We start from the raw sequence: 23115 nt of genomic DNA, 5'->3' as shown, positions 1-23115 counted from the left end.
ATGGACAGCGACAAGATCGAGGACATCGAGATCCACCTCCTGCTGGAGGCGCTGTACCGTCGCTACCACTACGACTTCCGCAACTACGCGCAGGCGTCTATCAAGCGCCGCCTGCGCCAGGCGCGGGACCGCATGGGTCTGCCGACTTTCTCCGCGCTGCAGGACCGGCTGCTTCATGATCCCGCCGCGGCTGCCGGCGTGCTGCGCTTCATGACCGTGCAGGTCAGCGACTTCTTCCGCGATCCGAGCTACTTCCGCGCCATCCGGGAAAAGGTGGTGCCGCACCTGAAGACCTATCCCTCGCTCAAGGTCTGGGTCGCGGGATGCAGCGCCGGTGAAGAACTCCATTCGCTGGCCATCCTCTTCCGCGAGGAAGGTCTGGAAGACCGCACGTTGTTCTACGCCACCGACATCAACCAGGAGGCGCTGGAGACGGCGGCGCGGGGGATCTACCCGCTTGACCGACTGAAGACATTCACCGAGAATCACCGACTGTCGGGCGGCAAGACGTCCTTGTCCGACTACTATACGACGGGCTACGGCGGAGCAGTCTTCGACAAGTCGCTGCGCGAGCGAGTGCTATTCTCCGATCACAGCCTGGTGACCGACGCAGTCTTCTCGGAAATGCACATGATCTCCTGCCGCAACGTCATGATCTACTTCGACCGCGCCCTGCAGGATCGGGCTGTCGGATTGTTCCGGGATTCGCTGATCCGCAACGGCTTCCTCGGCCTGGGCTCAAAGGAGAGCCTGCGGTTTTCCGCGTATGCGGCCGACTTCTCCGAATTCGTTCGCGAGGAGAAGATCTATCAGAGGCGCAAGGCGTGAACCGCAGCGATCCCGCGGCCGTGGCCATCGGCGCGTCGGCGGGGGCGATTCACGCTCTCCTGGAAATTCTCCCCGCGCTTCCCGAGGATTACGGCCTGCCGGTGCTGATCGTCGTCCATGTCCCGCCCGGCCGCAGGAACGAACTGGCGCGGCTGTTTTCCGCCAAGTGCCAGCTGCCGGTGCATGAGGCCGAGGACAAGGAACCGATCCTTCCCGGCACGATCACCTTCGCGCCTCCCGACTACCACATGCTGGTGGAACCCGGCGGCACGATCTCGCTGTCCACCGACGAGCCCGTCTACTTCTCGCGCCCGTCGATAGACGTATTGCTCGAAAGCGCGGCCGACGCCTACGACGGACGCATGGTCGGGGTCGTGTTGACGGGTGCGAACGAAGACGGCGCGCAAGGGCTCAAGGCCGTCGCGGACGCGGGCGGCCTGGCTCTGGTGCAGGAGCCCTCGACAGCTTACGCTCGCGCGATGCCGGACGCGGCGCTAGCGCTCTGCACCACAGCCCATGCCCTGCCGCTGGCGGCCATAGCCGCCTGCCTGGTCGAGTCCGGAGCACGGCGATGACCGCGCCCGGCCCGGTTCACTTCCTGCTGGTGGACGACCTGCCCGCCAACCTGCTGGCGCTGGAGGCCCTGCTCGCGCGGGACGATCTCGTGCTGCTGAAGGCGCGCTCGGGCGAAGAGGCGCTGGAAATGCTGCTCGAGCACGAAGTGGCGCTCGCCCTGCTCGACGTGCAGATGCCCGAAATGGACGGCTTCGAGCTTGCGGAACTGATGCGGGGCAGCGAACGCACGCGCGACGTGCCGATCATCTTCGTGACCGCCGGCGGGGCCGACGCCCACCGCCGCTTCCGCGGATACGAAGCGGGCGCCGTCGACTTCATCCACAAGCCGATCGAACCCGACATCCTGCGCAGCAAGGCAAACGTCTTCTATCAGCTTTATCGTCAGCGGCAGCAGATCGCGGCGCAGCGCGACGAGCTCGCGGCCGCCGCCGAAGGGCTGCGACGGGCCGATCAGGCCAAGGACGAGTTCCTTGCCATCCTGGGCCACGAACTGCGCAACCCGCTCGCCGCGCTCGCCAGCGGCCTGCACCTGCTGGCCCGCCCGCGCAGCCCGGAACAGGCAGCGGAGATCCGCGAGCGGATGGAGCGCATGCTGAACCACCTCAACCGCCTGGTCGAGGACCTGCTCGACATGTCGCGCATCAGCGAGGGCAAGGTCTTGCTGCGGCTCGAGCGGATCGCGCTCGACGAAGTGCTGCGCTCGGCCATCGAGGGCAGCCGGCACAACATGGAGGCTGCCGGACACACGCTGGAGCTCGAAACGCCAGCTGCGCCGATCCTCCTGGACGGCGATCATACCCGGCTGGCCCAGGTGCTCGCCAACCTGCTCAACAACGCCGCCAAGTACACGCCGGCAGGCGGCACCATCCGCCTCGCCACGCGCCGCGATGGCGAATGGGTGGAAATCGAAGTGGCGGACAACGGCGTGGGCATCCCCGCGGCCATGCTGCCGCGAATCTTCGACATCTTCACCCAGGTTGAGGAGCACCGCGACCGGACCCAGGGCGGCCTGGGTATCGGCCTGGCGCTCGTCAAGCAATTGGTCGAGCTTCATGGTGGCTCGATCGCGGTGGCGAGCGAGGGCACCGGGCGGGGCAGCACGTTCCTGGTGCGGCTGCCCCGGCTCCAGCGCGGCCGATAGGCGCGGGGCCGCCGAGCGCGCTACAGGGCGGCTGGCGATCCGTCCCGCGCGGCCCAGGCCGCGGCGAAAGCGCGCGCGTTCCGTGCGATCTCCTGCGTCGAAGCGCCGGCGCGATAGAGCGCGGAACCCAACCCGAAGCCGTCCGCCCCCGCGGCGCGCCAGGGCTCCATGTTGTGCGGCGTGATCCCGCCGACCGCGAGCAGCGGCACCTCGCGCGGCAGAACCGCGCGCTGGGCCTTCACCACCGCAGGGCTCGCCGCCTCGGCGGGGAACAGCTTCAGTCCGCTCGCGCCCGCCGCCAGTGCGGCGAACGCCTCGCTGGGGGTGAAATAGCCCGGCAGCGAGACCATGCGGCGCGCGGCGCTCTGGGCGATCACGGCCACATCGGTGTTGGGCGACACGATCATCGCGCCCCCGGCGTCCTGCACCTGCGCGACCTGGGCCGGGGTCAGCACCGTTCCTGCCCCTACGATCGCTGCCGAACCCACGCGCCGCGCCAGCTTCTCGATGCTGGCGAGCGGATCGGGCGAGTTGAGCGGAACTTCGATCAGGCGGAAGCCCGCGTCGACGAGCACCTCGCCCGCCGCCTCGACCTCGTCCGGCCGGATGCCGCGGAGGATGGCGACGAGCGGAAGCTGGGAGAGCGCGGTCGCGAGATCGATCATGGTTTCATGTTCCAGATGCGGGTGATGCCGGAAACGAAGGCGGCGTGGCTGTCGACGACGATCGCCTTGCCTCCCACCCCCTCGATCGCGGCGGAATAGAGGCGGGCGAGGAGACCGTCCGCCAGCAGGTAAACGCTCTCGCCCGGTTGCAGCCGCGCCCGGCAGTCGCTGCCGATGAGGAGGCCGCTGACGTAGGCCGCCGCCTTCCCCGGCGCGCGTCGGCCGAGGACCGAAGCCGCACGCACCCCGAACAGGCGGGCGAGCAGATCGCCCTCGGACGATGCCGCCACTCCGGAGCGAAAGTCGTCGTCCGCATCCACTTCGCCGACCATCTCGCTGCCGATGAGGGCATGGCCCTTGAGCAAAGCGAACATCTCGCCGGTCATCGCGGTGGTGAAGTCCGCGATCGCTCCCTCCCGCATCAGTGCCCACTTGGAATGGGTGCCCGGCTGGCACAGCAGCGCGTCGCCGGGGACGGACCCCGCGGCCACGGCTCCGAGCAGTTGCACCTCTTCGCCGCGCATCACGTCCTGCCGTCCCTGCGCGTCACGACAGACACCGGGCACGATCGCCACCTCCTCGCCAGGCACGACCAATGCCGATGCCAAATCCTCCAGCCGGGCCGGAGCGGCGACATAGCCGGCATCGCGCCACCCCCGGTTGGAGCCGACCATGCCGGCCAACAGGAGCGGCACGCCGCCGTTCCGCTGACGCAAGGTGGCCACCGAATCCGGGAAACCGCCCGGCGGGACCGAGAGTGTGCCCATCTCGTCGCTTCCCGCCGTCACCACCCGCCCCTTGTCGATCAGGTACGCGCGGCGGTTGGTGGTTCCCCAGTCGACCGCAAGGAACGTGTCCCCGCTCATCGGAAGACGGCCTGGGGCGCACGCCACGGGATCATCGCTGTCGCTCCTGCATGGTGGACGCTCGCAGTGGCATAGCGCGCGGCTGCGGTCGAGGCTGTTGCTGCGTCCAAAGGGTCGCGCGCGCCCGCTTCTACTGGCTCTGCCCCGCGTCCGGATTGTCGTGCGCGTCGGTGTCCGTTCCTTGCGCCACGTGATCCGCGGCCCAGGCGCCGCGCGTACCCATGGGGCTCGCCGCGCCTTCGGTCGTGTCGCGCCGGGTCTGGTGCTCGAGCTCGGAGTTCAGCTCCGCCCCGAACACCAGGAGATAGCTCGACAGGTACATCCAGGTGAGCAGGATCACCACCGCCGCCAGCGAACCATACGTCGCGCTGTAGTTGCCAAATGTGGTGACGTAAGTCCCGAAACCCAGCGTCAGGGCCACCCAGCACAAGGCGAACAGGAGCGAGCCCGGCGAGAGCCACATCCAGCGGGCATTCTCGCGCGAGGGGCCATAGCGATAGAGCGCGGCGGCGGCAGTCGCGGCCACAGCGAGCAGCAGCAGGTGCGACAACGCCTTCGTCCCGAACTCCAGCAGCGGCTGCGAGCCCGGCAGCAGCGCTTCTATCCTGGCGACGACCGTGACCGCGAGCAGTGCGACGACGGTCATGGCGACGGCGGCCGCCGTGATCGTCAGCGCCAGCAGGTTCACCTTGAGGAAGCCGCGCTTTTCCTCCTCCTCATAGGCGATGTTGAGCGCAGTCACGATGGCGGCCGCTCCGTTGCGGGCGCTGAACAGCGCCAGTGCCAGCGCGATCAGGACGCCAAGGCCCTTCTTCTCGCCGGAGGACCGGACGACATACATGAGCTGCTCTCCGACGAGCCGGGCGATGTCATCGGGCATGATCCGCGCCATTTCCGCCATGTTGCGCAGCACCGTCTCCGGCTCGGCGAGCAGCCCATAGGCCAGCACCGTCGCGCCCAGCAGCGGCAGCAGTGCCAGGAAGCCGTAGAACGAAACCCCCGCTGCCACGAGGCTCACGTTATCGGCAGATGTTTCCTTGGCGGTGCGGACCAGGACTTCCTTCCAGCCCTTCCACGGCATCCTCCAGGGCGAGGTCGCCTCACGGCCCTTCTCGACTCCCGCGCCGCGATGTCCGTTCTCTCGCTTTTCGATATGCGCCTCCACGCGGTCCTCCCTTGCACCCGTGCTCACGCGATCTGCGCCAGCAGTTCCTCGGCCCTCGCCATGCGCACCTCCGCATCGCCGAAATCGCCCTTGCACAGGAAACGCTCTTCGGACCGCACCAGTGCCAGCGGGGCGAGCGCATCCTCGTGGCCCGGCCGCGGCGTCAGCGCGATGGCGGCCGGCCCGGCGTCCACACGCGCGATGCCCGCCGTGCGAGCCAGGACCCGGAGCCGGACGGAGGCGAGAAGCCGCGCGGCTTCCTCGGGCAGCGCACCGAAGCGGTCCGCCAATTCGTCCTCGAAGCTCTCGAGACCGGCGAGATCGCCGATCCGCGCCAACCGCGCGTAGAGCGTGATCCGCAGGTCCTCGTCCGGTATCCAGTCTGCCCCCAACTGCCCCTCGCCGCCGGCGTTGATCACCGGAGTCCAATGCTCGACGTCCTCCCCGCGGGCGGCGGCGATGGCAACCTCCAGCAGGTGGCGGTAGAGATCGACGCCGATCAGCCTGGCATGCCCCGCCTGCTCCTCTCCCAGGAGATCCCCGGCGCCTCGCATGTCGAGATCGCGCGCGCTGATCGCGAAGCCGGCGCCCAGGCGGTCGAACGCCGCCAGCGTCTGCAGCCGCGCCAGCGTCCGCGGCGCGATGTCGGCGCCCGGTTGCGTCAGCAGCAGGATGTGCCCGCGCCGGCTTCCCCGCCCGACCCGGCCGCGAAGCTGGTGGAGCTGTGAAAGGCCGAAGCGATCGGCCCGCCACACGATCATGGTGTTGGCCCGGGGCACGTCCAGGCCCGCCTCGATGATGTTGGTGGCCAGGAGCACGTCGCCATCCCCCCCGGCAAAGCGCACCATCGTCTCGTCCAGCTCGGCCGCAGGCAGCTTGCCATGCGCCTGCAGGACGCGGAGTTCGGGCGTGAGCCGCGACAGGATCGTTGCCAGCCCGTCCAGGTCCTCGATGCGGGGGACCACGACGAAGCTCTGCCCGCCCCGGCTTCGCTCGCGCAGCAAGGCCGCCCGCACCCGGGTCTCGTCGAACGATCCGACGGTGGTGCGGATGGGCTGGCGCCGGGCAGGCGGCGTGGCGATGACGGAAAGCTGCTGCAGCCCCACCAGCGCGCTCTGCAGCGTGCGCGGGATCGGCGTGGCGCTGAGCGTCAGCACGTGGTCGGCGCCAAGTTCGGCCAGCTTCCTCTTGTCGGCTGTTCCGAAGCGCTGTTCCTCGTCGATGATGACGAGGCCGAGGTCGGCATAGCGCATGCCCTTGGCCGCGACCGCCCCGGTGCCCACCACGATCCCGATCGAACCGGCGGCCAGGCCTTCCTTCACCGCCTTGCGCTCGGCGGTGCTCGACAGGCGGGACAGGCCCGCGACCGCGATCCCGGTGCCCTTGAAGCGCCGCGCGAAGGTTTCCAGGTGCTGCCGTGCCAGCACCGTGGTCGGCGCGGCCAAGGCCACCTGCCGGCCGGACAGAGCCGCTATGGCGGCCCCGCGGAGCGCCACTTCGGTCTTCCCGAAGCCCACGTCGCCCACGATGAGCCGGTCCATCGGGCTGCCGGACGCAAGATCGTGTCGGACAGCCGCGATGGCGCGCGCCTGGTCCGCCGTCTCGGTGAACCCGAAGCCTTCCGCGAATCTCTCGTACAGGGCCGAATCCGGATCCAGCACGGCGGCCTGGCGCTCGCGCCGCTCCGCCGCCAGGCGGGTCATCTCCGCCGCGGTGTGGGCCAGCGCCGCTTCGACTTCGGCGCGGCGCTTCTCCCAGCTCGAACCGTCCAGCTTGTCCAGCGTGACGGCCTCCTCCTCGCCACCATAGCGCCAGATGCGGTCCGATTGCAGCGCCGGGACCAGCCTGCGGGCATCCCCTGCGAACCGCAGGACCAGCGCATCGCCCCCGTCGGGCGTGGCTTCGAGCCCCTCGACCACGCAGAGGCCATGGTCCTGGTGGACGACAACGTCGCCGCGACGCAGCTCTCCTGCCTGCAACGCATCGAGGTCGGCGGATGCGCCCTGCGCCGCTTCGCGCTGGGCCCGGCTGCCGAGCAGGTCGGCGGCCGCCACCGCCATCGTGTTCCCCACCGTGAACCCGCGCGAGACCGGCATCGTCAGCCTCAGCATGCTGCCCTGGGGTGCAGCCAGCACCTCCTGCCACGACCCTGCCTCGGTGACTTCGCAGCGCAGGGCCTTTGCGACACGCGGCTGGATGAACCGCAAGTCACGTTCCGTCCCGAGGAGCAGCACCTTGCCGTGGGTCAGCGCCTCCCTGGCCGCCCTGGCGAAGGCCCGCGCCGGATCGCGCTGTTCGGCGAAGCGGGGCGGCGGCGCTCCGAACGATCCCACGGGAACGACCACCTCGTGCCGCGCGAGGCTCTCCTGCCACTGCGCCTGCGTGCAGATCGCCGCATCCCCGCGTCCGCTGCGGCGGGACGCGGTCTCCTGCGCCAGGTCGAGGAAGGTCCGGCGCCGCTTCTCGGCACCATCCGCCAGCACGATCCTCGCGCCTTTCAGATGATCGAGCAGAGCCACGCCGCCGGCGCTGTCCGGCTCGGAGGCCCGGCCCACTTCGACACTTTCGCACTCCGCCACGGTCAACTGGGTCATCGGATCGTACGACCGGATCGCCTGGACGCGTCCGTCGAGCAGCTCGATGCGGCAGGGCCGTGCCGCATCGGCGGGATAGATGTCCACGACCTGCCCTCGCACCGCGTACTCGCCGGGTTCGTCCACCCGCTCGTCGCTTAGGTACCCGACATCGCAAAGCGTCTGCGCGAGCGAATCCGGATCGACTGCGTCGCCCGCCGCGAACACCGGAAGCGCCATGTCGAAAGCCTCGGGCGGCGCGTAGAGCCTGGCGCAGCTTTCGCCCGTGGTGACGAGGGCGATGCGGCTTCGGCCGGCCTCGGTCTGGGCCCGTCTCAGCCGGCGCAGCGCGCTGGTCCGCAGCCCCGCGTTGCCAGGGCTCGCGGGAGCATCGTCCCCGGGCAAGGCATCGCTGCCGAGGCAGAACAGCACGTGCGCGTCAGGAACCCCGGCCTGCAGCGCCGCAGCGACCGCCTGCGCATCCGGATCGTCGCGAGCAATGAAGATCAGGTCCGATCGGCCGATCTCATCGAGCAGCACGGCCACCAGTTCGCCTGTGCCTTGCGGCGGGCGGAGGGGATCGGTGGTGAGGCTGTCGCACGGCGTCGCGGAAGGTGGCATGGCGAGCCGAACCCAGCGCGCAGCGCCTTGTTCCTTCCCTATGACACGCGCCTAGGATTACACGCGCCTTTCTCCGACCGCCACCCGCGCCGCCACACTGAGCGCACCGCCCGCCCGAGCGTGGCGACGGTTCGTCGCGCACCGGGATTTCTTCGCCTGCCGCCGGGAACCGGTGCGTCAATGAAGGGCTATCCTGTCATCCCACCGATCACGATAGGAACTCGAATGATCCGTAAGCTCGTCTTGCTGGGCCTTGCCACGTTCGTCGGCAAGAAGCTCCTCGCACGCTCCGCCTCCCCATCGGCGAACGTCGGCCATGCGCCGACGGACCTCGCAGGCGACGCGCCGCGCGATGGCAGCACGCGCGCAGATCCCCACTTCCGCCCCGATCCCCACGGCCACGTTCCGGAGGAGGATCTGGAGGGCCTGCGCCCCGTCACCTTTAAGCCGGCGGCCTATCCGACCTGACAAGCACGGCCGGCAAAAAGCCCGCGGCCTCTACGTGAGGCTGCGGGCTCCCTGTTCGAGCTTGCCGCGGGGAAACGTCAGGCGGCATCGGCACGACAGCATCGAGCCAAGGCCTTCACAAGAGCCGTTCACACGGCGGGCGCTTCCTCCAGCTTCTTGCGGAACAGCTTCCTGATCAGCCGATCCTCCAGGACCCGTCCGACGAGGTAGAGGGTCGCGAAGATCCCTGCGAACACGTAGGCCGGGGTCGGGGAATGCTCCTTGTCCTTCTTCTTGGCCGCGTCCTTGTCCTTGTCCTTGTCCTTCGGCTTCTCCGGTGCAGGCGCGCCGAGAGCCTTGTCGATCCAGTGCATCGGTAATTCGGCGTCCTTCTTGTCCGCCTTCTCCTCCGCCTCTTTCGAAGGCGTCTCGAACTTGCCCTGCAGGACGGTGAGCTGACCGAAGGCGAGGAACAGCAGCGGCGCCAGGAAGCAGAACAGCAAGGCCTTGCTGGTCAGGTGGTAGCGCAGCACCGGGCCCGTGGCCCCCTGCTCGACCTGCAGGACACCGCCGTCGAAGACCGACATCTTGTCCTGCGCCGCCTGATCCTTCTTGCGGAAGGTCAGCGTGTCGTTCGTCCGCTCGTGGCTCGTGCCACTCTCGCGGAACAAGGGGGCAAGCCGCTCGAATGCCTCGCTGCTCGATTGCTCGGGCGGCAGCGCCAGGCTCCCCCTGATGTTCCAGATCCAGTCGATGAAGCGCGTGTTCACGTGATCTTCCCGCGAAGGTCTTGCGGCGATTGCCCAAGGAGATCCCGTCATTCGGCCGGCACCGCGACCGGACGACCGAACTTCTCCTTGAGCGTCTTCCAGCCCTCGGTGAACGGGAAGGTCATCTGCTCCCGGATCGACATGCGGCGGCCGCCCTCCATGCCCAGCAGTTCCGCCTCGCCGTCGACGCAGGTTCCGAAGATGCGGTCGATGAAGATGTACGTATTGGTGAAGTTGCTGCGGCTCGCCTCGAAGTCCTGCGAGTGATGGAGGCTATGATGTTCGGTGGTGTGGAACAGGAATCGCCACCACCGCGGCGAGTTGAAGCGCACGTTGATATGCTGGTAGCTCCCGATCGCCATCCCGATCGCCCCGGCAAGGAGCGCGGCCCGCGGCAGGAAGTCGAAAAAGCCGCCGATGCCGAGGCCGATGAGGAAGAGCTCGACCGGGTTGCCGACTGCGCCCTTGTTGATGTTCAACTGGGTGATGTAGTGATGAACGGAGTGCGGCAACCACAGCGGATACCAGTTGTGCATTCCGCGATGCATCCAGTACTGCCCGAAGTCGAAGATGAAAGAGATCAGGAAGGCCTGCAACAGGAGCGGCATCGCCAGGAACCAGGTGAACTTGTCCCAGTCGAACCATTTCTGAATGGCCTCGATCATCACCGTGTCGCCGATGTAGCCATCGACCATCCGGAGCACCGTGTAGCCCAGGCCGACGAAGAACAGGTCGGTGGTCAGCTCCTTCCAGGTGAGCCGCCAGCTCTCGTGACGGGGAAAGAACCATTCGAGCGTCAGCAGCAGGACCCTGAAGCCGATGCCGATGCCAATGGCGGTCGAGGCCTTGGCGATGGAGTTCGGCGCGTAGTACCAGAACAGGATCGCCGCGAACAGGACGGCGGGCTGAAACCACGTGAAAATGAACTGCTTGACCGGGCCGCCCTCCACCCGGGGGATGTTCTCCCATCCCACGGTGACCGGCGCCTGGGTGCCGATCATCCGCTTACCTACCCGAACTCCATTCATACGCCTGCCCTCGTATTATTTGGTCACCCGCATCAGTAATACTAATTGATGACATTGTAATACGGACGACTTGCGGCGTCTATATGTTATCGCAATCGGGCAGGCGCAGGCCGCCGCTCACGCCAGCGCGGCGCTTCCAGGAACCGGATTTCAGGAGAGAACCGCCGTCACCCGCGGCTCAGGCGCGATTGCGTGACCGTGGGAGGCGCGATCCAGGACCACGACGCGGTGGCGCAATGCGGGAGGGCGATTGATTTTCGGCCTGCCGGCAGAGCTTCTGCACCGCCTTCGCGAGCGGAGCGGCGCAGCCCCATGGGACCGCCCCGCTCCGATTCGCGCAAAGTCCCCGGGGGTGCCGGACAGCGCGGGAAAGGATCAGCGCGTGGAAGGATCAGCGCGCCAGGGCGAACTTCACGGCCGCGGCGCCCGAGGCGTCGGCGCGGCGGGTTTCGATCTGGTTGCGGATGTCCGCGAGAACTGCGGCGCGGCAATCCTGCGACTTGCGCTCGGCCATCAGGTGCAGGCTGGCGACCCTGTCACCGCACACCGAGCGAGCGGCCTGGTCCATGCGGATGGCAAGGCGCTGCTGTCCTTCCGCGGTGGCGAGATCAAGCCCGTCGAGCTGCAGGAGCGTCTGCTCCTGTGCAAACGGGTTCTCGTCAGTGGCTGCGGAGGCCGAGGTCGCGAAAGCCAGCGACGCCAGGGCCAGGACACCAATCTTCATCATCATCTCCTACGCGCATAGAGGTTCACTCTACGGTGACTACCGCTCTCATAGCGCCAACCTGGAGAATTGACAATGGATCAGGTGATAGAAACGCTCCTGTAAATAGACTACCTCTGCAGTATTACTAGGGATGCCAGCTCAGTAATACTTCCAAGCATACCGATCGGCAACCTGACCTGAGTGGTGACCGCGCCCTTCGTCTCCGGATCGAGCGTGGTGACGGCGATGTTCCGGGCTCCCGGCAGGGACCAGGCCCGCACGGTATCGACCGGCAGGAGCACCTTCCAAGTGCGCCCGCCTTGCGGCTGCACCGGATGCCCGTTGATCCGCACGGCCGCGCCTGCATGCGCGCGCGATCCTGACACCAGCAGGCAATCGGCCTCTGCGCACGAGACCAGCCGTGCGCTGCCCTCGGGTGCCGCGATGGCGGGAGAGGCCAGCGAAAGCGCCACGACGGCACCCGCCAGCGCGAGAGCCTTGTCCCGGGCGCCACGCCGAGCGGTCTTGCATGGCCGACAATCAGGTGAGCCGGCCTTCACCATCGCACTCCGCGAGAGTGAACCGCGTCCAGCCAGCCCCGCGCGCTCCCCGGCCGCCGGGAAGGCGCTTGGCCTACCGGTCTGCGTTCTGGGGAGCACCATGCTAACGCGCATCTATCACCACTACCTCTGCCGTGTGGGACGAGACTGCGCGGTCGCCGGTCATCCAGGCAGGGGCAAAATCGCGATGTCGGTCATAGGTCGGATTTATGACCGCGGCTGCGCGCGGATGCGACGGAACACCTCGTCGATGAAGAGCTGCGTGGCGGTGTCGCGCTCGGGCTCCGAGCGGGCGAGCAGAAAGATGTCGTAGGCCGGCTCGAAGTCGGTGTGCAGCAGCGGCCAGAGCGCGCCGCGTGCCACGTCCGCCTGCACCGCCGGCGAGGGCAGGAAGCCAATCCCCACGCCGCACAGGATCAGCCGGCGCGCCTCGTTCATGTCGTCCGCCAGCCCGGCCGTGCGCGTGCCGAGCCGATACCGGCGGCGCAGGTGGGTGATGATCTCGATCTCGTCCTCGCCCATCAGCACGAAGGCTTCGCCGGCCAGTTCCTTGGGCTGCGTGATGCGATAGCCGAAAAGGGGATGGCTGCGTGCACAGTAGAGTTGCTGCCGCTCCACGAACAGCGGTTCGTAGACGAGACTGCCGCGCACGCTGTTGTCGTAGCCGATGCCGACCTCAACCTCGCCCGCTTCCAGCGCGTCCAGCACCTGGCGCCAGGCGGAGACGCGAATCTCGATCCGGATGTCGGGATTGCGCCGATGGAAGCTGGCGATGGCCTCGTCGAACTCGGGCGAGACGATGGCCGAGACGATCTGGATGCGGACCACGCCCTCGACGCGCTTGGTCGCCTGCGCCACCTGGTGCGGCATCATCCGCGCCGATTCCAGCATGTCCTCGCACAAGGCCATCATCGCCTTGCCGGCCGGGGTCATCTCGACCCCGCTCGCGGAGCGGTGCAGCAGCGTGGCGCCGACATGGTCCTCCAGCCGCTTGAGCGCGGCGCTGATGCTCGGCTGCTGCTTGTTGAGCTGCCGCGCGGCCGCGCCGATGCCCCCGGCCCGCACGATATCGACGAACGTGCGCATCAGGTTCCAGTCCACCCGGCTGGCGAATTTCCTGTCGGTCAACGGCGTGCGTTCGCTCATGCGTGATCTGTCTCGTAGCCACCCTGGCGCACGTCATAGAACAGAGTCATGCCCGATATCGAGAGACTCGCACGCCGCGGGTTCGCTCCCGCCGGGCGGGAAGCGGGCCATCCCGCCTGCGCCTACCGGGCGGGCGGCTGCAATACGGAACGGGGCCACCAGGTCAGCGTATGTTCGTCATGCGCGGTCGTCCACACGCCCGCCGGCGTATAGCGCAGCGCCCCGCTGCCCGCGGGCTTGCCGAAGCGCGATTCCACCGCGGATGTCGCGACGTCGATGACGGCGAAGACCTGGTCGTCGGTGGTCCTCAGCCAGACCTTGCCTGCGCCGGTATCGATGTCGCCCCACTTGAGATTGTCGCCCACCCGGATCCGGCCGGCGACGGCGTTGGTCGCGGGGTCGATCCGGGCGACGGTGCCATCGCCCTGCTCCTGCACCCAGACCGCACCCTCGCCCGCGGCAAGGAAGCCCGGCTCCGTGCCGAGCGGGATCTTCGCGACGACGGCATTGGTAGCGGTGTCGATGCGCTGGAGCGAGCGGGCCTGCGCGCTCACCGCCCAGATCGCGCCGAAGCCATAGGTGAGATACCACGTCCCGGGGTCCACTTGCACCGACGCGGCCACGGCATTGGTGGCCGGGTCGATGCGCGCCACAAGGCCCTTGTCGTTGTCGCTGGCCACCCAGACCGCGCCGTCGCCGGCGACGACGTTGAGCTCGCCCGTCGAGGCGATCCCGGTCGGGATGGTGGCGACGAGCCGCGCGGTCTTGACGTCGATCCGCTTGACCGCATGCTCCTGGCAGTCCGCGACCCACAGCGATCCCGCGGCGATCGCCATGGCGCCGCAGGGACGGGCCAGCGCGACCTCCGCGCGCTTGCCCTCGCGCGACCATTGCTCGACCCGCCCCTTGTTGGTGATCCAGACCGTCTCGCCGTCCACCGCCAGGAAATCCGCGAAGCCCGGCACCTCGATGATCTCCTGCGCCTGGACGACGGCGGGGATGGCGGCGGCGATGGCGGCGGTTGCCGCCAGAAGCATCAGTCCGAAGGTGCGCATGGTGGTCCCCTTGAGTTGAGCGTGCGATCAGGCCTTGGTCATCATGTAGGCGCGCCAGCCACCCAGGCCGGTGATGTCTTCAGCGCCCTGGAGCGCGCGCGGTTCGGCGACGAACCCCTTGACGGTGCTGCCATCGGCCAGCGTGACGGTGCCGATCGCGAGCGGTGGCGGCACGTCCACCACGAAGCTGCCGAACTCGGCCACGCCCAGCTCGTAGACTTCGACCTTGATCGGAGCGCCGTCCTCGCTGAACACCAGCGCCGGCTTGGGCGGGACGCTGTCGGCCATAGCGTAGAGCCGGTAACTGGGCGCCGTCTCGAACGCGCCCACGAACTCCGCGTCGCGCGAGGTGAGCTGCCAGTGCAGTGGCATGTCCTTCAGGTGGGCGCCGACGACGGCAAGCTTTACGGTCTGCATCTTTCCCTCCAGGTCGAGTGGTGGTGGCGGCGGCAGGTCCGCGACCGCAAGGTAGGCGTCCGCCGCGTCGATCAGGGCGCCGTCGCTGTCGGCCGGGCCGATCAGGGTGATGCCAAAGCCGGTCGCATTGGCGCGGACTCCAGCCGGTACGGCGATAGCAGCCATGTCGAGCAGGTTCACGAAATTGGTGTAGAGGCCCAGGTTGCTGTTGAGCGCCACGGGCGCGGCGAGCATCTCGGCCACGCGGTACGTCGTGCCGGTGGTGGGGAACGCGAGCACGTCGATCGTCTTCCACATCAGGTCCGCGTGGCGCTTGAGTTCGGCCATGCGGTAGATGCCGTTGAACAGCTCGACCGCGCTCATGGCGGCGCCGGGCTCGACGACCGCGCGCACCGTGGGATCGACCGCGAGCGGATTGGCGGCGAGGATGTCGGCCATGGCGGCGGTGCGCTCCGCCACCCAGGGACCGCCGTAAAGCAGCTGCGCGGCTTCGAGGAGCGGCGCGAGGTCGATCTCGACGATCTCGCCCAGCGTGGCGAGGCGTTCCAGGGCGCGGTCGTAGAGGTATTCCGATTCCCAGTCGCCGAACCACACGCGCTGCCCGCGGCGGGGTACGCCGATGCGCTTCACGCTGAGCGGCCGATCGGCCAGCGGCTTGGAGAAGGGATCCGCCACGTCGAAGCCGGCGATCACCTTGTCCACCAGCCGCGCGTCCGCGGTCTTGTCGGTGAAGACGGTGATGCAGTCGATCGTGCGGCAGGCGGGGACGAGGCCGCGCGTGCTCCAGCGCCCCTTCGTCGGCTTGAACCCGACCAGGTGGTTGAAGGCTGCGGGCACGCGCCCCGAACCGGCGGTGTCGGTGCCCAGCGCGAAGGCGACCAGCCCGGCCGCCACCGCCACCGACGAACCCGAGCTCGACCCGCCGCTGACGTAGGCGAGGTTGGAGGCATTGCGCGGGATGCCGTAAGGGCTGCGCGATCCGTTCAGGCCGGTGGCGAACTGGTCCAGGTTGGTCTTGCCCACGCACACCGCACCGGCAGCCAGCAGCCGCGCGATCACGCCGGCATCGTCCTGGGGCTCGTAGGCAAAGGCCGGGCACGCGGCGGTCGTCTCGAACCCGACGACGTCGATGTTGTCCTTCACGGCGAAGGGCACGCCGGCCAGCGGTAGCTCCTCGCCCGCAGCCACGCGCGCATCGACGGCGGCGGCGGCCGCGAGGAGTTCCTCCCGCGTGGCCCGGCTGATCCAGATCTGCGGCTGGACCGAGGCGTAGGCCTCGACCCGCGCGAAGGTGCCCTGCGCCACGGCGACGGCAGTGGTTTCGCCGGCGTTGACGGCGGCGGCGATGGCGCCCGCGCTCAGGCGCTCCGGACCTGCGGCCGTCATGCCGGGCGCCTCAGCGCCAGCATCGGGGCTCCGGGCTGCAATGACTGGCCCTCGCGCATGTAGAGCGCCGCGACCGTGCCCCTGCCGGGGCTCTCCACCGAACATTCCATCTTCATGGCCTCTATGACGGCGATCCTGTCGCCTGCCTCCACCTGGTCACCCGCGGCGACGAGCAGCCGCGTCACGCTTCCGCCGTAGGGCGCTTCGACCAGGTCCGAGCCGTCGGGCAGGACCACGACGTCCTCGGCGGGTACCTCGATCTCGCCCGCGGCCTCGGCATGGTCGAATTCCCCGCGGCGCTGCCAGTCGGCCCGCTCCTCGTCGAACGCGGCCTGGCGACGCGCCTCGAACGCGGCGATGCCGGCGGCGTTGTCAGCCAGGAAGGCGCGGTAGTCGGCCAGCCGGAACTCGGAAGGCTCGATCCGGATCGAGCGGCGCCCGGCGGGGAACTCGCGCCGCCAGTCCGCCAGTTCCTCGGCACTGACCGGATAGAACCGGATCTGGTCGAAGAAGCGCAGCAGCCAGGGCTTGCCTTCGATGAAGGCGTCGGTCTGGCGATAGGTGTTCCACACCTGGAGCGTGCGCCCGAACAGCTGATATCCGCCCGGCCCCTCCATCCCGTAGATGCACATGTAGGCGCCGCCGATGCCCACCACGTTGGGCGGGGTCCAGGTGCGGGCCGGGTTGTACTTCGTGGTGACGAGGCGATGGCGCGGATCGACCGGGGTCGCCACGGGAGCGCCCAGGTAGACGTCACCCAGACCCATGACGAGGTAGTTGGCCTCGAAGATCAGGTTCTCCACCGCGGCCTGGTCCGGCATGCCGTTGATGCGGCGGATGAACTCGATGTTGTCGGGACACCACGGCGCGTCGTCGCGCACGGTGGCCATGTACTTCTCGATCGTCTCCACCGTTGCCGGATCGCGCCAGCTCAGGGGCAGGTGGACGATGCGCGAGGGGATCGTGAAATCCTCCAGGTCGCCCAGCTGCTCCTCGGCCGCGACCAGCACCGCCAGCGCGGCCTTCTGGTCCATCGCCACGCCGTCGAAGTGGAGCTGCAGCGAGCGGATGCCCGGCACGATGTCGACGATCCCCGGCAGCGCCTGCCGCTCCAGCTCGGTCATCAAGGCATGGACGCGGATGCGCAGTTCGATGTCGAGGACGATGGGCCCGTACTCGACGAGGATGTTGCGGTCGCCCTGCTGGCGGTAGACGGTACGCGGGCGCCCCGGTCCCTCGGCGATCTCGCCCAGGACCGGCGACAGCGTCGCGACGGCGCGTTCCGGAAGCGGCATGGGCGACACGCCGTCGGCCACGAAGGCGCGCTGCATCGCGTCGGCCGCTGCGGCGTCCTCGATGCTCACCGGTGCGAAGCGGAGCTTGTCGCCGGGCGCCAGCTGGCCGATCTTCCAGCGGTCCGCCGCGATCACCACGAAGGGGCAGACGAACCCGCCGAGCGAGGGACCGTCCGGCCCCAGGATGATCGGCATGTCGCCGGTGAAGTCCACGGCACCGATGGCGTAGGGGTTGTCGTGGATGTTGGAGGGGTGAAGTCCCGCCTCGCCGCCGTTGGTGCGGGCCCAGCGGGGCTTGGGGCCGATCAGGCGGACGCCGGTGCGGTTGGAGTTGTAGTGGACCTTCCACTCGGCGGCGAGGAAGGTTTCCACATCGTCGCCGGTGAAGAAATCGGGGGCGCCGTGGGGCCCGTAAAGCACCCTTAGCGTCCACTCAGCGCCGATGTAAGGCAGCGTTAGCGCGGGCAGCGGCGCTCCGGTCGGCTCGGTGCCGAGATGGACCGTGTCCCCCGCCAACAGCCGGCGCGCGGCATGGCCGCCGAACTGGCCGAGCTCGAACGTGCTGCGGCTTTCCAGGTAGGGCGCGATGTCCAGCCCGCCCGCGAACAGGATGTAGCCGCGCAGGCCGCCGCTGGAGGCGCGCCCGAGTGCCAGCGTCTGCCCGGTCGCGATCGCGATCGGAACGCCGCGCTCGACCGGCACGCCGTCCAGCGTGGCACCGAAGTCGGCGCCCATGAGACACACCCGCGCCGGCGCCGCGAATGCCAGGGTCGGGCCGGTCACGGTGGCCTCGAGACCGGCGGTCCCCTCCGGGTTTCCGAGCAGGCGGTTGCCGAGGCGGAACGACTGGTCGTCCATTGGCCCCGAAGGCGGCACGCCCACCGCCCAGAGCTTCTGCCGCCCGGGCCAGTCCTGCACGGTGGTGGCCGTGCCGCCGCTCACCACGCGGAAGGCGCGCGGGGCGTAGGCGATCGTGTCGAGCACGCGGGTCGAGACCTCGCCGCTGACGAATGCGGGGGAGCGCACCACCTCGCGCAGCCAGCGCAAGTTGGTCTCCATGCCATCGGCGCGGCTGGCGTCGAGCGCGCGCTGCGCCGCCGCCACCGCTTCGGCGCGGGTGGGGGCGTGGACGATCAGCTTGGCGAGCATCGGGTCGTACCAGGCGCTGACGGTGCTGCCCGCCGTGCACCACGTCTCGACCCGGATGTCCTCGGGAAACTCCAGGCACGTCAGCGTGCCCGAAGTGGGGCGGTAATCGAGCGAAGGGTCCTCGGCATAGAGACGCATCTGCACCGAGTGGCCCTGCGGCTCGGGCGTGCCGTCGTCGAGGAAGGCGTAGTCGCCCGCCGCCCCGCGCACCATCCATTCGACGAGGTCAATGCCCATCACCGCTTCGGTGACGCCATGCTCCACCTGCAGGCGGGTGTTCATCTCGAGGAAGAAGAACTCCTCGCGGTCGGCGTCGTAGAGGTATTCCACCGTGCCCGCGGAGCGATACTGCGCCGCCTCGCCCAGGCGGATGGCCGAGGCGATCAGCGCCGCGCGCACCGTGGGCGGCAGCAGGGGCGCGGGCGCTTCCTCGACCACCTTCTGGTTGCGGCGCTGGAGCGAGCAGTCGCGCTCGCCCAGCGCCAGCACGCGGCCCTGCCCATCGCCGAACAGCTGCACCTCGATGTGCCGGGCGCGGCGGATGTAGCGCTCCAGGAAGACGCTGGCGTCGCCGAAGTTGCTGAGGCCCTGGCGCGCCACCGCGTCGAATGCCTCGCGCAGTGCCGCCTCGTCCTCGCAGACGCGCATGCCGATGCCGCCGCCGCCGGCCGTGGCCTTGAGCATGACCGGGTAGCCGACCTGCGCCGCCGCGCGCACCGCCTCGTCCACGCCGGTCAGCAGGCCGGTGCCGGGCGCCAGCGGCACCGCGTGCGCGGCCGCCAGGGCGCGGGCGCTGTGCTTGAGGCCGAAGGTGCGGATGTTCTGCGTGGTCGGGCCGATGAAGACGATGCCGGCCGCGGCGCAGGCCTCGGCGAACTCGACGTTTTCCGCCAGGAAGCCGTAGCCCGGGTGGATCGCCCCCGCCCCGGTCCGCCGCGCGGCGTCGAGGATCGCGGCGATGTTGAGGTAGCTGTCCGAGGCCTTGGCCCCGCCGATGCAGACGGCCTCGTCCGCCAGGGTCACGTGGCTCGAGCCTTCGTCGGCCTCGGAATAGACCGCTACGGACCTGAGCCCCATCCGCCCCAAGGTGCGGATGATGCGGGTGGCGATGGCGCCGCGGTTGGCGATCAGGACGGTGTCGAAGCTCATGCGGTGACGATCATGCGCACGGGCGTGGGATTGAAGCCGTTGCACGGGTTGTTCACCTGCGGGCAGTTGGAAACGACGACGATCACGTCCATCTCGGCGCGCAGGTCCACGGTCAGTCCCGGGGCGGAGATGCCGTCGACGATGCCCAGCGCGCCGTCCGGCTCCACCGGCACGTTCATGAAGAAGTTGATGTTGGAGACGATGTCGCGCTTGCCGCGCCCCTCGGTCAGGTTCGCCTCCAGGAAGTTCTCCACGCAGGCATGCTCCGCCTTGGTGTGATGGCCGTAGCGCAGCGTGTTGGATTCGCAGGAGCAGGCGCCGCCGATGGTGTCGTGATAGTCCACCGAGGTCGCAGCGATGGTCATCATCGGCCGCCCTTCGTTGGAGAGCAGCGCCGTGCCCTGGCGCAGGAACAGGTTGCCCTGCGCCGCCACGGTGTCCTGCGCGCTGTAGCGTTCGGCGTCGTCGGCGGCGGAATAGAGGAGGAAATCGACCGCCTGGTTGCCTTCGAGATCGACGATGCGCAGGGTCTGGCCGGCCGCGACGTGATGGAGCCAGGGCGCGCGCGCGGGCACGACCACGTCGTGGACCACGCTGCCGGAAAGGCCGGCCATGTGGGGATCGGTGCTCATAAGCCTGGGCCCTTTCAGCGGCGGAAGTAGTCTTCGACGTTCTTGAAGGCGCGCAGGCCCTCGGGCGTGGCGTTGCGCACCGGATCGTCCTCGGCGGTCACCGGGCCCCGCCATGCCGAGACCCGCAGCGGCGTCACCGCGTAGTCGGCCCGCGGATCGAGGACGTGCGGCACGTTGGCGATCACGACGATCACGTCCATCTCCGCCCGCAGCAGCACCGTGCGACCCGGCGCGAAGGGTCCGACCTGCGGCGTGATGGTACCGTCGGCCTCGATCCGCGTGCCCTTGAACAAGGTGACGCAGGGGTGCACGTCCCGGCGGCCCAGCCCGTGCTTGGCGGCCCCCAGCAGGAAGCGGTCGCGCCCGTTCGGATGCGCCCCGCTGTTGCGGCCGTCGCCATACTTGGCGGCGTTGGTGGCGGCGTTGGACGTGCCGCAGAAGGTGTCGTGCGTTCCGGCGTCGTCCTCCAGGATGCTGAGGAGGACGCGCCCCATGTCGGACAGCAGCAGCTTGCCGGCGCCCAGGTACGCGTTCCACTGGACCTTCACGGTGTCGGCGACGTTGAGGCGCTCGGCCGGCACCTCGGCGTTGAACACCAGCAGCGAGGCGCAGGCATCGCCCTTCAGGTCGACGAGCCGCAGCCGCGTCCCGCGCGAGAGCCGGCGCGTCGCGTAGCCGCCGGCCGCGATCGTCTCTTCCCACAAGAGGTCCTGCGGTGAGACGTCGGCGGGCAGGTCGTCGGCCACGGGGGGCAGCACGGGCATGCTTTCGGTCCGTGTCCCCTCCATCGCCCGCGCATGGTCGCGCGCGGCCAGGGGATTCGCCAGGGTTGCGGTCATGCGTTGGCTCCGATCGAGGGGTAGTGGCTGGCGACCTGGTCGTGCAGCGGCGGCAGGAGCGAGGTGGTGGTGACCAGTTCCAGCTGCTGCACGCCGCGCACCCGGCGGATCGCGTCGCACAGCTCCTTCAGCCGCACCGCCGGTCCCTGCACGAGCAGGACTTCGAGCGACTGGTCGTCCTCCAGCACCACGTGCTGCGAGGAGATGACCTCCTTGAGGTAGCTGGCCTGCGTCTGCGAAAGCTGGTGGCGCACGCGGCCGCGCTCGCCGCGGTAGACCAGGGTGATGGTGCCGGCGAGCATCTCGTCCGGGCGGGTGAGCGATTCATGCTCCGCCAGCGCGTGGCGGATCAGTTCGGCGATCAGCTGCGAACGGGACGGCAACCCGCGCTCCGCGACCATCGTGTCGAGTTGTCTGAAGAGGCCGGCCGGGAGGCTCATGCTGAGCCGCGCCAGGCTTGCGGATTCGGAGCTCATGGGAACCCTCTTTTCAGTTATTACCTATCGCGTCAACCGTAATACTTGAAGGTTCGGACTCCGACCGGTCGCGAAGCGGCAGGTCGTAGACCGCAGTGGCGCCGAAGCGGTGCGGCGCGTGGGGATCGTGGCGGCGCTTGTCGAGCGCCAGCACGCGCGTGCCGAGCGTGAAGGCCTCGCGGATGTCGTGCGTCACCATCACGATGGTCAGCGCGTATTCGCGCCAGAGACTGCGGATCAGCGCGTGCATGTCCGCCCGGATGCCGGGGTCGAGCGCGCCGAACGGCTCGTCGAGGAGCAGGATGCGCGGGCGCTTGACCAGGGCCTGCGCGATGGCGAGCCGCTGCTGCATGCCGCCCGACATCTGCGCGGGATAAAGATGCATGCTGTCGCCCAGCCCCACGGCCCGCAACATGGCCGCCGCTTCCTCCTCGGCGGCGCGGCGGGCGCGCCCGAAGAGGCGCGCGGCGAACGGGGCCTGCGCGCATTCCATGCCCAGGATCGTGTTGCGCAGCGCAGAGAGGTGCGGGAACACCGAATAGCGCTGGAAGACGACGCCGCGATCCGGGCCGCACTCGGGCGCGAGGGGCACGCCGTCGAGCAGGATGGTGCCGCGCGTGGGGGCTTCCTGCCCCAGGATCAGGCGCAGGAAGCTGCTCTTGCCCGCGCCCGAGGGGCCGACGACGGAGACGAAGGACCCGGCGGCTATGTCGAGATCGAGCTTCTCGATCACGATGCGCTCGCCGTATTCGACCCAGACGTCGCGGAGGCTGAGGAGCACGGTCAATGGCTCTCTCCATGCGCCCAGGGGAACAAGCGCCGGCTCAGGACGGTGAGCGCGACGTCCATGACGATCGCCAGGAGCGCGATCCAGGCGACGTAGGGGATGATGACGTCCATCGACAGGTAGCGCCGCACCAGGAAGATCCGGTAGCCGAGCCCGACGTCGGAGGCGATGGCCTCGGCCGAGATGAGGAAGACCCACGCCGGGCCCAGCGCCAGGCGCATGGCGTGCAGCAGCCGCGGCATGGCCTGCGGCAAGGCGACGCGGATCATCACCTGCCAGCTGTTGGCGCCCAGCGTCTGCGCCTTGATGATCTGCTCGCGCGGGAGCGCCGCGACATGGGCGGCGATGTCGCGGACCATCACCGGGGCAATGCCGATGACGATCAGTGCGATCTTGGCCGTCTCGCCGAGCCCCAGGGCGATGAACAGGATCGGCAGCAGCGCGATGGGCGGGATCACCGCGATGCCGGTGACCAGCGGCCCCAGCGTCGCGCGCACCGGCGGCAACGCGCCCAGCGCCAGCCCGACCACGATCGCCATCAGCGTCGCTATGCCCAGCCCGATGCCGAGCCGCTGGAGGCTGGCCAGCGTGTCCGCCCAGAACACCAGCTGGCCGGTAAGCTGATCCGGCACGAAGAGCAGCGCCGACATGCTCTCGACCATGCTGCCGGGCAGCGGCAGGATCTTGTCCGCCGGGTTGGCCTGGTGCCGGCTGGCGGCCAGCACCAGGTAGATCACGGCCAGCGCCGCGATCGGCAGGGCACCCAGCAACAGCCGGTCCCCTCGCCGGACTTGACGATTCACCCAACGCATCGACGTGTTTTCCCTAGAGGAAGCAG

At 69.0% G+C, this 23115-nt stretch carries 21 protein-coding genes; 4 read left to right on the top strand and 17 right to left on the bottom strand.

Annotated features, from left to right (window positions below; translation table 11 throughout):
• Genes ACFFJC_RS06795 through ACFFJC_RS06785 form a run of 3 tightly spaced genes read left to right on the top strand, consistent with a single transcriptional unit; the run spans position 1 to position 2545 of the window.
• On the top strand, positions 1-828 hold the full coding sequence (locus ACFFJC_RS06795; RefSeq protein ID WP_379486742.1) for a CheR family methyltransferase: 828 nt from the start codon (positions 1-3) through the stop codon (positions 826-828).
• Entirely contained in the window at positions 825-1403 is a 579-nt protein-coding gene (locus tag ACFFJC_RS06790; RefSeq protein WP_379486741.1) for a chemotaxis protein CheB, read from the top strand. Before ACFFJC_RS06795 ends, ACFFJC_RS06790 begins: the two co-directional genes overlap by 4 nt.
• Positions 1400-2545: a hybrid sensor histidine kinase/response regulator gene (locus ACFFJC_RS06785; protein WP_379486740.1), complete on the top strand. Its 1146-nt coding sequence runs from the start codon at positions 1400-1402 to the stop codon at positions 2543-2545. The genes ACFFJC_RS06790 and ACFFJC_RS06785 overlap by 4 nt, the downstream gene beginning before the upstream one ends.
• A gap of 20 nt (positions 2546-2565) precedes the next feature.
• Here the strand turns inward: ACFFJC_RS06785 and ACFFJC_RS06780 are convergent, their stop codons facing one another.
• The 4 genes from ACFFJC_RS06780 to ACFFJC_RS06765 all read right to left on the bottom strand — a co-directional run bounded on the left by ACFFJC_RS06780 (position 2566) and on the right by ACFFJC_RS06765 (position 8435).
• Complete coding sequence (locus tag ACFFJC_RS06780; RefSeq protein WP_379486739.1) at positions 2566-3210, bottom strand: 2-dehydro-3-deoxy-6-phosphogalactonate aldolase; 645 nt, start codon at positions 3208-3210, stop codon at positions 2566-2568.
• Positions 3207-4076 carry a 2-dehydro-3-deoxygalactonokinase gene (locus tag ACFFJC_RS06775; protein WP_379486738.1) on the bottom strand — a complete coding sequence of 290 codons (870 nt, stop codon included), beginning with the start codon at positions 4074-4076 and terminating at the stop codon, positions 3207-3209. Before ACFFJC_RS06775 ends, ACFFJC_RS06780 begins: the two co-directional genes overlap by 4 nt.
• A gap of 130 nt (positions 4077-4206) precedes the next feature.
• On the bottom strand, positions 4207-5268 hold the full coding sequence (locus ACFFJC_RS06770) for a YihY/virulence factor BrkB family protein (protein WP_379486737.1): 1062 nt from the start codon (positions 5266-5268) through the stop codon (positions 4207-4209).
• Positions 5265-8435: a helicase-related protein gene (locus tag ACFFJC_RS06765; RefSeq protein ID WP_379486736.1), complete on the bottom strand. Its 3171-nt coding sequence runs from the start codon at positions 8433-8435 to the stop codon at positions 5265-5267. Before ACFFJC_RS06765 ends, ACFFJC_RS06770 begins: the two co-directional genes overlap by 4 nt.
• Before the next feature lie 225 nt (positions 8436-8660).
• Here ACFFJC_RS06765 and ACFFJC_RS06760 point away from each other — a divergent pair, with 225 nt between their 5' ends.
• Positions 8661-8903, top strand: a complete 243-nt coding sequence (locus ACFFJC_RS06760; protein WP_379486735.1) for a hypothetical protein — start codon at positions 8661-8663, stop codon at positions 8901-8903.
• Positions 8904-9031: 128 nt separating this feature from the next.
• Here the strand turns inward: ACFFJC_RS06760 and ACFFJC_RS06755 are convergent, their stop codons facing one another.
• The 13 genes from ACFFJC_RS06755 to ACFFJC_RS06695 all read right to left on the bottom strand — a co-directional run bounded on the left by ACFFJC_RS06755 (position 9032) and on the right by ACFFJC_RS06695 (position 23089).
• Complete coding sequence (locus ACFFJC_RS06755) at positions 9032-9652, bottom strand: hypothetical protein (protein ID WP_379486734.1); 621 nt, start codon at positions 9650-9652, stop codon at positions 9032-9034.
• Positions 9653-9699: 47 nt separating this feature from the next.
• A complete protein-coding gene (locus ACFFJC_RS06750) occupies positions 9700-10680 on the bottom strand; it encodes a sterol desaturase family protein (RefSeq protein WP_379486733.1) in 981 nt (326 codons plus the stop codon).
• Between the two features lie 391 nt (positions 10681-11071).
• Positions 11072-11404, bottom strand: a complete 333-nt coding sequence (locus tag ACFFJC_RS06745; RefSeq protein WP_379486732.1) for a UrcA family protein — start codon at positions 11402-11404, stop codon at positions 11072-11074.
• A 110-nt stretch (positions 11405-11514) separates the two neighbouring features.
• On the bottom strand, positions 11515-11859 hold the full coding sequence (locus ACFFJC_RS06740) for a hypothetical protein (RefSeq protein WP_379486731.1): 345 nt from the start codon (positions 11857-11859) through the stop codon (positions 11515-11517).
• Positions 11860-12153: 294 nt separating this feature from the next.
• Positions 12154-13092: a LysR family transcriptional regulator gene (locus tag ACFFJC_RS06735; protein ID WP_379486730.1), complete on the bottom strand. Its 939-nt coding sequence runs from the start codon at positions 13090-13092 to the stop codon at positions 12154-12156.
• A 122-nt stretch (positions 13093-13214) separates the two neighbouring features.
• Positions 13215-14147 (bottom strand): Vgb family protein, encoded by a 933-nt coding sequence (locus ACFFJC_RS06730; RefSeq protein ID WP_379486729.1) that lies wholly within the window; start codon positions 14145-14147, stop codon positions 13215-13217.
• A gap of 27 nt (positions 14148-14174) precedes the next feature.
• Positions 14175-15950: an allophanate hydrolase gene (gene atzF, locus ACFFJC_RS06725; RefSeq protein ID WP_379486728.1), complete on the bottom strand. Its 1776-nt coding sequence runs from the start codon at positions 15948-15950 to the stop codon at positions 14175-14177.
• Entirely contained in the window at positions 15947-19543 is a 3597-nt protein-coding gene (gene uca, locus ACFFJC_RS06720) for an urea carboxylase (RefSeq protein WP_379486727.1), read from the bottom strand. Before uca ends, atzF begins: the two co-directional genes overlap by 4 nt.
• Positions 19540-20175 carry an urea amidolyase associated protein UAAP2 gene (locus ACFFJC_RS06715; RefSeq protein ID WP_379486726.1) on the bottom strand — a complete coding sequence of 212 codons (636 nt, stop codon included), beginning with the start codon at positions 20173-20175 and terminating at the stop codon, positions 19540-19542. The genes uca and ACFFJC_RS06715 overlap by 4 nt, the downstream gene beginning before the upstream one ends.
• Before the next feature lie 14 nt (positions 20176-20189).
• Positions 20190-21014 (bottom strand): urea amidolyase associated protein UAAP1, encoded by an 825-nt coding sequence (locus tag ACFFJC_RS06710; RefSeq protein ID WP_379486725.1) that lies wholly within the window; start codon positions 21012-21014, stop codon positions 20190-20192.
• On the bottom strand, positions 21011-21490 hold the full coding sequence (locus ACFFJC_RS06705) for a CopG family ribbon-helix-helix protein (protein ID WP_379486724.1): 480 nt from the start codon (positions 21488-21490) through the stop codon (positions 21011-21013). The genes ACFFJC_RS06710 and ACFFJC_RS06705 overlap by 4 nt, the downstream gene beginning before the upstream one ends.
• Positions 21491-21503: 13 nt before the next feature.
• A complete protein-coding gene (locus ACFFJC_RS06700; RefSeq protein WP_379486723.1) occupies positions 21504-22277 on the bottom strand; it encodes an ATP-binding cassette domain-containing protein in 774 nt (257 codons plus the stop codon).
• Positions 22274-23089, bottom strand: a complete 816-nt coding sequence (locus ACFFJC_RS06695; protein WP_379486722.1) for an ABC transporter permease — start codon at positions 23087-23089, stop codon at positions 22274-22276. Before ACFFJC_RS06695 ends, ACFFJC_RS06700 begins: the two co-directional genes overlap by 4 nt.
• Between the last annotated feature and the right edge of the window lie 26 nt (positions 23090-23115).

Origin of the sequence: Novosphingobium soli, assembly GCF_042432915.1 — a bacterium.
GTDB classification, from domain to species: domain Bacteria; phylum Pseudomonadota; class Alphaproteobacteria; order Sphingomonadales; family Sphingomonadaceae; genus Novosphingobium; species Novosphingobium soli.
The sequence above is the reverse complement of the archived record's forward strand: the minus strand, read 5'-3'. Positions and strand labels throughout refer to the sequence as shown.